The 9,673-nt window shown below is 64.9% G+C and carries 13 protein-coding genes; 9 read left to right on the top strand and 4 right to left on the bottom strand.

Features of this window, described 5'->3' with window-relative positions; translation table 11 throughout:
• Nucleotide 1: 1 nt before the first annotated feature.
• From FS770_RS12905 to FS770_RS12920, 4 genes are read right to left on the bottom strand one after another with little or no spacing between them, the layout of a single operon-like run.
• On the bottom strand, nucleotides 2–685 hold the full coding sequence (locus tag FS770_RS12905) for a DUF6668 family protein (RefSeq protein ID WP_145012525.1): 684 nt from the start codon (nucleotides 683–685) through the stop codon (nucleotides 2–4).
• Entirely contained in the window at nucleotides 686–2,263 is a 1,578-nt protein-coding gene (locus tag FS770_RS12910; protein WP_145012528.1) for a hypothetical protein, read from the bottom strand.
• Nucleotides 2,260–2,853, bottom strand: a complete 594-nt coding sequence (locus tag FS770_RS12915; protein WP_145012531.1) for a hypothetical protein — start codon at nucleotides 2,851–2,853, stop codon at nucleotides 2,260–2,262. The genes FS770_RS12910 and FS770_RS12915 overlap by 4 nt, the downstream gene beginning before the upstream one ends.
• Nucleotides 2,841–3,986, bottom strand: coding sequence for a peptidoglycan DD-metalloendopeptidase family protein (locus FS770_RS12920; protein WP_244944934.1), 1,146 nt, complete (start codon nucleotides 3,984–3,986; stop codon nucleotides 2,841–2,843). Before FS770_RS12920 ends, FS770_RS12915 begins: the two co-directional genes overlap by 13 nt.
• 122 nt (nucleotides 3,987–4,108) lie before the next feature.
• Between FS770_RS12920 and FS770_RS14340 the strand changes: the two genes are divergently transcribed.
• The 9 genes from FS770_RS14340 to FS770_RS12965 all read left to right on the top strand — a co-directional run.
• On the top strand, nucleotides 4,109–4,408 hold the full coding sequence (locus FS770_RS14340) for an ArsR/SmtB family transcription factor (protein WP_425323841.1): 300 nt from the start codon (nucleotides 4,109–4,111) through the stop codon (nucleotides 4,406–4,408).
• Nucleotides 4,409–4,584: 176 nt separating this feature from the next.
• Nucleotides 4,585–5,148, top strand: coding sequence for a ParA family protein (locus tag FS770_RS12930; protein ID WP_145012537.1), 564 nt, complete (start codon nucleotides 4,585–4,587; stop codon nucleotides 5,146–5,148).
• A complete protein-coding gene (locus FS770_RS12935; protein ID WP_145012540.1) occupies nucleotides 5,145–5,390 on the top strand; it encodes a hypothetical protein in 246 nt (81 codons plus the stop codon). Before FS770_RS12930 ends, FS770_RS12935 begins: the two co-directional genes overlap by 4 nt.
• 416 nt (nucleotides 5,391–5,806) lie before the next feature.
• Nucleotides 5,807–6,250, top strand: coding sequence for an ArdC family protein (locus FS770_RS12940; protein WP_145012543.1), 444 nt, complete (start codon nucleotides 5,807–5,809; stop codon nucleotides 6,248–6,250).
• A 155-nt stretch (nucleotides 6,251–6,405) separates the two neighbouring features.
• Nucleotides 6,406–7,362, top strand: a complete 957-nt coding sequence (locus FS770_RS12945; protein WP_145012546.1) for a DUF3560 domain-containing protein — start codon at nucleotides 6,406–6,408, stop codon at nucleotides 7,360–7,362.
• A gap of 148 nt (nucleotides 7,363–7,510) precedes the next feature.
• Nucleotides 7,511–7,846, top strand: coding sequence for a hypothetical protein (locus tag FS770_RS12950; protein WP_064845526.1), 336 nt, complete (start codon nucleotides 7,511–7,513; stop codon nucleotides 7,844–7,846).
• Between the two features lie 76 nt (nucleotides 7,847–7,922).
• Nucleotides 7,923–8,240 carry a helix-turn-helix domain-containing protein gene (locus tag FS770_RS12955; protein WP_064845527.1) on the top strand — a complete coding sequence of 106 codons (318 nt, stop codon included), beginning with the start codon at nucleotides 7,923–7,925 and terminating at the stop codon, nucleotides 8,238–8,240.
• 560 nt (nucleotides 8,241–8,800) lie between these two features.
• Nucleotides 8,801–9,331 carry a hypothetical protein gene (locus FS770_RS12960; RefSeq protein WP_145012549.1) on the top strand — a complete coding sequence of 177 codons (531 nt, stop codon included), beginning with the start codon at nucleotides 8,801–8,803 and terminating at the stop codon, nucleotides 9,329–9,331.
• A partial coding sequence (locus FS770_RS12965) for a recombinase family protein (RefSeq protein WP_244944936.1) occupies nucleotides 9,316–9,673 on the top strand: 358 nt, incomplete at its 3' end. The genes FS770_RS12960 and FS770_RS12965, both read left to right, overlap by 16 nt.

Consider the following 9,673-nt stretch of genomic DNA (forward strand, 5'->3'; position numbering starts at 1 on the left):
CTTATTCCTTCTCGTTGGGGGTTGAGGGTTCTGCCCAGGCGTTGAGCGTTTTCACCAGGTGCGTGAATCGGCGTCGGTGCGCCCAGGAGGCTGTGACGGGCCCTTCTGCATCAGGCCATCGCGGTTCGTACCGCACTTCGAATGACCGCGGATAAAGACGTGCTACGCGCTTCGCGTAGGCCCGGGTGTCGGCCGAGACGTCCTCGGGGCGGCGGTGATGGACAAGGACCAGCCCGGTCAGCATGTTTGTGAAGTCCTCCACGCGCAATCGCTCAGCAGCGGCCAGGGATCCCCTCGAAACAGAGGCAACCACCACGCCCGCCGCTCCCGTAGCGGGCTCGTCCTCGCTCGTGTCGATCACGCGCTCCGAACACACGGCGGCAAGTGTGCTCACGCCCACGCCACCGCTAGCTCCGATGAGGTTCAAGTAACCGGCATTCGCCTGAACCTGCGGAGCGTCCTTCGTGGGCTCCTCCGTCTCCGCGGGCACGTGCGAGGCTCCCACGAGTGTCATCCGGTCCCCCAGGATCGGTGCCCGGTCCAACGCCGGTTCCGCTTCCACCGTCGTCACTGGGCGGATGAACGGGTTGGACCGGTCCTTCTGCGGTTCTGGATGATCCCCGCTTTTGCCCTTTACACCTGCCATGTCCTGCACCCTTGCCTTCATCGTTCGAGTCATAGCCATTCAGCTGGTCTCCTTCGAGTTCGTCGGCAGCCCGTAAACGTTCGTGGCCGTCGGATCTGAGGGGTCTGCGGCCACTACAACCGCCGTCATGTCCTTGCTGACCGCAGCAGGGTACGCGTCAGTTTTCGTGCCGGTGGCGATGGTCTTCCCCGAAGCATCCAACAGCTCAGTTTCCTTCTGCGAGGATCGGAACGCCCGGCCACTGCCGATATTGGCCTCAGCTCCCACGCGCACAAGCGCTTTCTCCGTGACCCATACCCCGCGTGCGAGGAAGAACCCCGAAGAGCGATCTACTTCCGGGGCAGTCGCCGCGGCTGCCGAGGTGCCCTTTAGCGTGGCCGTCTGATCCCGAGTGACTGTCGTCTGCTTGCCCTTCTTGCTCACGGTGGAGCTAGTCCATTCCGTGTCTGATCCCTTCTTGGACTGGCACAGCACCGTGTCAAAGGAGCCCGTGCAGGAATCCACTGCCGCAGCCTTCTTGCCTTTGTTCCCGGCACCGGTGATCGTCCCCGGTTTCGGCAGGGTCGCGGTGTCCTCCGTGATCGACCACACCCGAGCGGCAGGCCCATCAGTGCTGACCGCGGTCACGGCCCCATCAACAGCGCCAGCTATGTCCGACCCGGCGGGCATAGTGCGCTTGGCCCACTCCCCCGAATCCGTGAGAACGTACACAACGGGCGAGGAGGGTGTCATCGTCACTGGATCCCCGTAGCCGAGCGTCACTTGCCCCTCAGCGGGCATCTTGGTGCTCGTGACGGTACGGGCGGTCGTATCGAGCAGCGCGACGGTCTTGCCGTCGCTAACCGCCACGACAGCGCCCGTCATGGGAGCGAACTCGCTGACCTCCATCCCCGCATCCACGCTCCATCGAGGCTCGCCCGTATCTGGGTCCATCGCGGTGATGCTTCTGCCCGAGGGCACCAGCAGCTCATCACGGAACAAAACTGGCTCGGCATCTTGGTTGATGCCCTGGTGCCATGCTGCATACGTTCCCCACCCGGGGGGTGCCTGGACAGGGAGCTGTGCAGGTTCAGCGTGGTAAGGCTCCGGCGGAGCCTCCTCCGAACCGCGCAACACCCCAGACATGGGCACTGCGGCTGCCACCAGGAGCAGCCCGGCAGCCGCGACGTATCCCGCCGTGCGCCGATTCATCCGACCACGACGCCCCGCGTCGTAGTAGTCCATGCTGCGCTTGCCACGAAGCCGCTGGAACCATGAAGGCCTTTCCGGCTCGGGATGCGCGACAACCTCATATTGACCAGGCTCACCGCTGTACCCAGCCAGCTCTTGAAGCTCCCCCAGCCCGACGTCTGCCACGAGATCGAACGTGGAGTCACCGGAGGCCGTATCCACCGCGAGCACCTTGCACACACGCAGACCAAGAGCCTCCGTAGCCTTTAGCGCAGCAGGCTCAGCAACCTCGAACAAGGTCTGCTCTGGCCCGCGCGCCACCTCCTCGTAGACGCCCGGAGCCTCAACGATCACCTCATCCTCGGTCGCACGCAGACTAATGACGGGGAAGGACGGCACCTTCACACGTGCTGTCGTCTCCGTCGTCTTTTCCCGTGTGATCCTCATGCGCCGTCGTGCTCCTCGGTCATCGTCGTCTCAGAACCCACGACCATCCACTGTCCGCCCTGCTTCTCCAGATAGATGATCTGCTGATCCCGGCCGCCGGGCATCTTCTCCGACCCGTCCCGCGCGAGCCAGCTCCATTCCGTCGTGAGCCCCCGCACGGCCTTGTCCGCTGCGACGTCCTCATCGACATCACCCACGGTGCGGCTCACCTTTGGCACTGAATAGCTCTCATGCTTGGCTGCCTTGCCGAACTGTGCTTGCAGCGTGTTGCGCGTGCCCGCCCCCTCCTTCTGCTGCTCGTACCACGACACGCTCATCAGCTCTTTCGCTCGCAGCACTCCCGCTGCCGTGTTCTTGTCCCGCATCGAATCCCAGCAATGGCTGATGGCGACGTAGTAGTAGGCCGTCGAAGACGCATCCGTGCGATCCGCGTCACCACTGCGGGGACACTCCCCACCGTCGGCTGTGCGGGCAGTGGAGACGGCCGCCGACGGGCTGGTCTCCGCAGGGCTCGGAGTCGGGGATTCTGAGCAGCCCACCGCGCATACCAGGACCACCAGAAGAGGGGTTATACGCTTCACTTCACCCACGCTCCCTTTTCTTTAAGAATCGGCTCCGGGTCGATATTGCACCCGTCGTAGGGCACATTCGCCCCACCATTCTTCCCATTCCCACAGTTTGGCTTATAAATCTCGAAGTGAAGGTGTTTAGCCGCCCCACTCGGGCTACCGCCCATGAATCCACCCTCGACCCCGATCTGCTTACCACGCTTGATTTTCTGGCCCTTCTTCACATCCAGGGACTCCATGTGGCAGAACGCGAACTGGAAGCCAGGCTTCGCGTCCATCTTCGCCATCACGCAATGGTCGTTGGGCAAGGTGCCGGTGACCGTTATGTCCGTGGGAGCGATGATCGGCGCTCCGCCTCCCGTGCTCAGGTCCACACCCACGTGGTTCTGCGCCCAGGCCGGAAGGCCCGGGACGTTACGCCCTCCATACCCGGAGGTAAACTTGCCCTCCGGCAGGGGGATGGTCCACTCCCCCTTGCCAAGATCACCGTTCCAGGACTTCCCCCCCTCTACAGCCTTGCATCCACCAGAGAACTCCATCTGAGCGGACCCGGTGATCTTCTCGACGTACACCCTGGTCTCCTCAAAGGGCGGGATGCCCTTAGCTTTCTGAACCGCGCCCGGGCCCGCGTTATAGGCGGCAAGGGTCAGCCGCACAAGTTTGTTAGCATCGTCGCCAGCCAGCGGCTTCACCTCTTCGCGCAACGCCTTCATGTACCGGCCATAAGCAGACATTGAATCCTTGATGTCGTGGATATCCCCGCCTTCTCCGTACCTAGCCCACGTCTCGGGCGTGAACTGCGCGGGGCCCTGAGCCCCGGCGGGACTCCCTGCCTGAGTGTCGAAATTGGACTCCAGCTTGATCTGGGCGGCCGCCGTCTGTTCCGGCAACCCAGCGACCTTCGCCGCATCCGCTAGGGGCTTCTTGAAGGCTTCCGGGACGTTTACCGTGCCGTCTCCACCTTCGGCCGATACGGATTCCACGCAGTCATCCCCGCCGCCGAGGCTGAGCTGTCCCGCGATCCCCCCGACGAGCACTGTCACCAGCAGAGGCACGATGAGTACGAGGCACAGCAGCGCGACGATGACCAGGCAACCCACTCCACCGATGAGGCCCGCGCCCTTGCCCATCGAACCGCCTTCGGACTCAGCCATGCTCTGTCACCTCCTGTACCCTCGCAGATAAGCCATACAACATCCTATCACTGTAACGCTGTTCTGTTGTATGAATCTCTCGACGTTGCAGGTAATGAGAAACTGGGAGCGTGCCCTTCATGATGAGAATCCCTGGACAGAGCGGGGAGGTCCATACCGCCGTGCAAGTCCTCGGCAACACGCTGCGCGTCGCCATCCTCAGAGAGCTTGCGGCTGGCCCTGCCACGCGGGCGGCCATCAGCGCTGCACTAGGGGTTACAGAACAAAGCCTGTCTCGACAGATAGCCCTTTTGGAGGAGAAGGGTGTGGTGAGCACTGATGTGCTCCCCGGCCGCGGCCGCCCCACTCGCCATCATCTCCAAACTGCACGCCTCGAACAGCTCGAGCGCGCGCTGACCTCTTATCTACACTCGCACCGCTAAGGCTACGCAACACACGAGCGTCTCCATGCAAAATCATGCTCCCCGCAGTCTACTAGACGTCATGGCGTCTTGACGGCGTGACGCTAAGACATCTTGACGTCACACTGTCATGCTGTCATGCTGGTCTGACAGCATGACGTCAAGACAGCTAGGCGTCACAACCTCGGGAGGCTCATGTGAAAATCGCCCTACTGAATTCCAAAGGTGGCTGCGGAAAAACCACCTCGGCCATGTTCTTGGCCCAGGTCGCCGCCCACCGTGGCCACAGGGCTGAGGTCTGGGACAGTGACCCGCAAGCCTCTGCCAGTAGGTGGGCGGAGGCCGCGGATCTTGCATTCGAGGTTGTGCCCGCCAACATCGCCACGCTGCGGAAGCCAGCGGGGGACAAGTACGTCTTTATCGACACCCCGCCTGGCAACCCCCAGATCATCACCGCGGCCGCCGAAGCCGCTGATCTGGTCGTCATCCCCACCATGGCCTCGATGGCGGACATGGATCGCACGTGGGCCACCATCGACGCGCTCAGCGGGATCGGGCCCGTTGCTGTCATGGTGACCTCCGCAGAAACCGCAACGCGCGCGTACCGCGGACTCGTGGAGACTCTGGAGGCAGCAGAAATCCCGGTCCTGCCGCCGATCCGCAAACGGTCCACATTCCGCGAAGCCTGGGGGCAGGCACCAACCCATCTGTGGGGGTACACAGCCGTACTGACCACCATCGAGGAGGCACTGAGCGCATGAGCGATTTCAAGGAGCGCCTAGCCGCACAACGGCAGCAGAAGCCGACCACGACGAGCTTGGAAAAGACGTTCCAGCGACCCACTGACGACCGGGCGCGATTGACCATCCGATTGCCGCAAGAGACCTACAAGCAACTCCAACGGGCCACCCTAGAAGCGGGTACCAAGGTGAACCCGGTAGTAGTTGCTGCTATCGAGCGAGTGCTGCATGAGTATGAGCAGTCAGGACGTCTAGACAGCTAGACGTCACACTGGCAGGAGGGGAGCGCTTTCAAGGCGCTCCCCTCCTGGTCTTTCCAGTGGGGGAGCCCCTTCGAGTCCACTCACCTCCGCTGTCCGTCGTCCTGACGCGGAATTGTATGGGCACGTTGCGCGGCGTCAAGGGCGCCTGCGGCGTCGCTACGCGATGCGCTACGCGCCCCCTTGACCCCGCTCCACTTCCGCCCATCATGCTTCCAGCTATCAGGACGACGGGCCAGGCTACACGGGCGGTCCCATCTGGTCCGAGCCGCGCACGGACCCGAGCGCAGCACCCAACTTCGCCTCGAAAAAATGCCCATCATCTGCCCTTTCCCCTTGCTTCCTAATCTTACTTTAGGTAAGATTATAAGTGTTCAAGCGGGGGACAGGCCCGCACCACACGGGAAGGACAGCAGACGATGACCACCAAGACCCAGACCGCGAAGAAGCAGCCCACCAAGAAGCAGCAGGAGCGCAAGGCGGCTGCCATCGCCAAGCGCAAGGAGGTCTCGGAGAAGGCTGCGGCCGTGGCCGAGCAGATCAAGAACGACCCGGACACCGCCCGCCGGTTCGCCGCGTTCGCGGCCCGTATGCCCACCTACAGCCCCAAGAATCAGGAGATGATCTTCGCGCAGTTCGAGGGGGCCACCCAGTGCGCCGGGTTTAACAAGTGGTTGGAGGTTGGGCGAGTGGTCCGCAAGGGTGAGCGAGCCATCAAGATCATGGCCCCGACCGAGCGCACCAAGACCGACGAGGAGGGCAGCGTGGTCATGGACCCCAAGACTGGCAAGCCCGAGAAGGAATTGACCTACATCATGGTGAGCGTGTTCGACGTGAGTCAGACCGAGGAAATCACTGGCTGATCCACCTACACGGCGGCCGGGGGAGTGGTCCCCCGGCCGCTTTTTCATGCCCGGAAACTAGCCGCCGGTATTGACTTAGATACTTACGTTAGGTATAGTTATGAGTGTTCAGGCGGGGGACAGGCCCGCCACACCGACCGGAAGGACTGAGCATCATGGCCGCACTGACCATCACCCACAACCGCGAGGCCGGGACGCTGATCGAGGGCACGCAGCGCGGAGACGGCACCGCCGAGATTTTGAAGGCCCAGGGCTGGCGCTGGGGTCGATCCATCGGCGCGTGGTACGTCCCGCAGAGCCGGGACCGGAACCTCAAAACCTGGATCACCGGACGCACGCAGAAGGCCCTGGAGGCCGCAGGGCACGAGGTGGCCCTAGAGGCCGATGACACCGCCCGGCCCGTGGCCGAGGTCGAAGCCGACCGCGCAGCCCGGCAGGAGGCCCGCGCCGAGGCCCTGGCACAGAAGGCGCAGCGGAAGGCCGCACACGCGGCCGACGCCCAGCGCGCCGCCGACGCGGCCGCGGCCCGACTGCCCGAAGGTGGGGAGCCCATCAAGGTGGGCCACCACTCGGAGACCCGCCACCGCAACGCTATTGACCGGGCATGGAACGCCCAGGGACGCGCGATCCGAGCCGACGAGGACGCCACCGAGGCGCAGCGCCGCGCGAGTGCAGCCACGAACACCACAGCCCACCGCTACAGCCCCGCGACCGTGGCCGGACGCATCGACCGCCTAGAGGCCGAAGGTCGCAAGCTGGCGCGGCAGCTGGACGGGTACACCGCCGACCGGGGCACCCCCTACGCCGAGGCGATCCCCGCCGCGACCGGCCGACGCCGCGAGGCGATCCAGGCCGACGCCACCGAGAACGCCGACGCGCTGGCGTACTGGCGCGGCGTGCGCGCCCAGCAGCTCGCCGCCGGTGAGGCCGCCGACTACAGCGCCGAGACCATCCACGCCGGGGACCGGATCAAGGTGGGCGGCACCTGGTGGACCGTGGCGCGGGCCAACGCCAAGACCTGCACCCTCTATTTCGATGCAGAGCGCAAGATCACGAGCAGCTATCGCGCCCCCTACGGGAAGATCACGGGCCACCAGCTCGCGAGCAAGTAGCGCAACGGAAGCGGCCGGGGGGGGATCACCCCCCCGGCCGTTCTTCATGTCCGCATCACCCGCCGGCCTTGACTCTAGTTCTTACATGAGGTATATTTATGAGTGTTCGGGCGGGGGACAGGCCCGCCGCACCAGAGAGGACGAGACCATGACCCCCCAGCCATTGACCGAGACCGAGCGCCGTGAAATTTGCGCGGACCACCTGGGCAACTTGCGAGCCCTCCAGCGCCGCGCAGCCCGGACCCCGCTCGCCCCGCACCTGGCAGAGATTCCCCGTTGCCTGGTGCTGTCCACCGATCCGCGCTGCGGTGATCCGCAGCTCACCAAGACCGCAGCACTGGAGGTCGCGGGAGCGGCCACACGCGCAGCTGGGCGCGTGGACAGCCTGGAGCACGTAGACATGGCCCTGGAGCTGGCCAAAGCGGCCACACGGGCCTACGAGACCGCGTGTGACCTGCTCACCGCCCGCCCGGCCACGACCTAGACAGAGAAATGCCCCCGACCATCTGGCAATAGGTGCCAGGACAGGAGGCCGGGGGCTACACCGAAAGGACGGCGCAATGCCTGATTCTATCCCACACGGTTCCCACCTCCACGGCGTCACCGAAGCAGCCGAGCTACTGGGCATGACCCGCCAAGGCTTCAAGGACGCCGGACAGCCCGAGCCGGATGTCTGGATCGGAGACACCCGCGGATGGACCACCGAGACGCTGCGCGAGTGGGACCGCACCCGGAACCGGCGGCAGAAGATCACCGCTGAGAAACGCGCGCGCATCGTCCAGATGGACCGCGAGGGGTACAGCATCGCCCAGACTGCCGAGGAATGCGGGATCAGCAAAGCATCCGTCATCCGCATCCGTGCCGCCGAGAAGCAGTGAGCAGCGCCTATTACGCGCGCCTAGCCGCGGTCGCCATGATGAACCACGGCATGAACCGGGACAACCATCACCAACTCGCCCGGTGGGCCGAGTACGCGGCCGCCCAAAGACTCACCAACCGTGGCGTTCTGATCACCGGAGACGGCCGCCTACATGCGGAGACCGTGTTACCTCCACCCCCACCACCGGACCACATGGGCGGCCGCTCCGCCCTGCCCCCGCCTAACCCGCCGTGGCAGATCGTCGCGGCGACGTGGCGCGGGCCGGGGGAGGCCCCCACCCCGCCCCGAGCACTCGCTACGGCATGGGACCGGATCAGGGACACCACTGGACTGCCCACGGCGCACATCCTCTATCACGAGGTGTGCACCGGCTGGGCGGGCTCCGACGTGGAGCAAAACCCGTCACCGTAAGGCGGTTCCGCACCCCCTGGTTATGCACCGGCTTTTGCTACACCCTCTGAGGGATGGAAGGCCCCCGAGCGCCAGGCGCGGGGGAGTGGTGCAAAAACGACCGATTTTGCACGAAACTGGACAGGTACCCTCGACAGGAGACCGATCATGCAAACCCTCATCATCCCCCACCGCGACCTCGCGAACTGGCTGCTTTTCTGCGCCGCCTACGGCGCGGAGCTCGTAGGCGTGGACCACGAGGCCGTGGATAAGTTCGTGGACCGCCCGCTGACGTCCTCGCAGCGCGCCCCGGCCGGTGCTCTCCAGGCCATGCAGCGCCTCGTGGAGCACATGGACTTGGTGGAGTCGATGGAGTCCACCGATGACACCACTCAGGTTGAGGTGGCGAACAGGGGCTTAGAGTCCGCCCTTGACCTGCTTCGGCATGACGCCCCCGATCAGGTAGAGGCTGGCAACGCCGCCCGCAACGGGGTGATGTGGCGTGGCACGCTGTGGTGGGCCTACCGGGCACTGCTGGGCACGCTGAAAATCCTGCACGCGCGCGCCGCCCTCGATGCTGACGCCAAGATCATCTACGACCGCTACCGAGAGACCACCCTGCGCGTGCTCGTCATGGCGGGCGAAATCGCACCTCCAGGCGACGAGGCCGACGCGGCACCGGGATGCCTGAGCCCGTGAAGATCGGCTACGCCCGCGTGAGCACCCGCGAACAGGCCGCGTCTCTGGACACCCAGCGCGCGGCCCTGACGGCCGCCGGATGCGAGCGAGTCTTCGAGGACACGATCAGCGGCGCCCGCTCCACCCGCCCCGGCCTCGATGCTGCCCGCAGCCACCTGCGCACCGGCGATGCCCTAGTGGTCACCCGCCTGGACCGTCTCGGCCGGTCAATGCGCGACACCGTGAACACGGCCGCTGAGCTGACAGACGAGGGTGTGCGCCTGGTCCTGCTGGACATGAGCCTGGACACCGCCACCCGCGAGGGGCGGCTGATGGTGGGCATCCTCTCCGCCCTGGCGCAGC

The sequence above is a fragment of the Kocuria salsicia genome (assembly GCF_007681555.1).
GTDB lineage: Bacteria > Actinomycetota > Actinomycetes > Actinomycetales > Micrococcaceae > Kocuria > Kocuria salsicia.

Bases quoted from the DNA above. Each gene is read 5' to 3' on its own strand.
- FS770_RS12910 (WP_145012528.1), bottom strand. From the start codon at position 2,263: ATGAGGATCACACGGGAAAAGACGACGGAGACGACAGCACGTGTGAAG.
- FS770_RS14340 (WP_425323841.1), top strand. From the start codon at position 4,109: ATGAGAATCCCTGGACAGAGCGGGGAGGTCCATACCGCCGTGCAAGTC.
- FS770_RS12950 (WP_064845526.1), top strand. From the start codon at position 7,511: ATGACCCCCCAGCCATTGACCGAGACCGAGCGCCGTGAAATTTGCGCG.
- FS770_RS12940 (WP_145012543.1), top strand. From the start codon at position 5,807: ATGACCACCAAGACCCAGACCGCGAAGAAGCAGCCCACCAAGAAGCAG.
- FS770_RS12955 (WP_064845527.1), top strand. From the start codon at position 7,923: ATGCCTGATTCTATCCCACACGGTTCCCACCTCCACGGCGTCACCGAA.
- FS770_RS12960 (WP_145012549.1), top strand. From the start codon at position 8,801: ATGCAAACCCTCATCATCCCCCACCGCGACCTCGCGAACTGGCTGCTT.
- FS770_RS12945 (WP_145012546.1), top strand. From the start codon at position 6,406: ATGGCCGCACTGACCATCACCCACAACCGCGAGGCCGGGACGCTGATC.
- FS770_RS12920 (WP_244944934.1), bottom strand. From the start codon at position 3,986: ATGGCTGAGTCCGAAGGCGGTTCGATGGGCAAGGGCGCGGGCCTCATC.
- FS770_RS12905 (WP_145012525.1), bottom strand. From the start codon at position 685: ATGGCTATGACTCGAACGATGAAGGCAAGGGTGCAGGACATGGCAGGT.
- FS770_RS12935 (WP_145012540.1), top strand. From the start codon at position 5,145: ATGAGCGATTTCAAGGAGCGCCTAGCCGCACAACGGCAGCAGAAGCCG.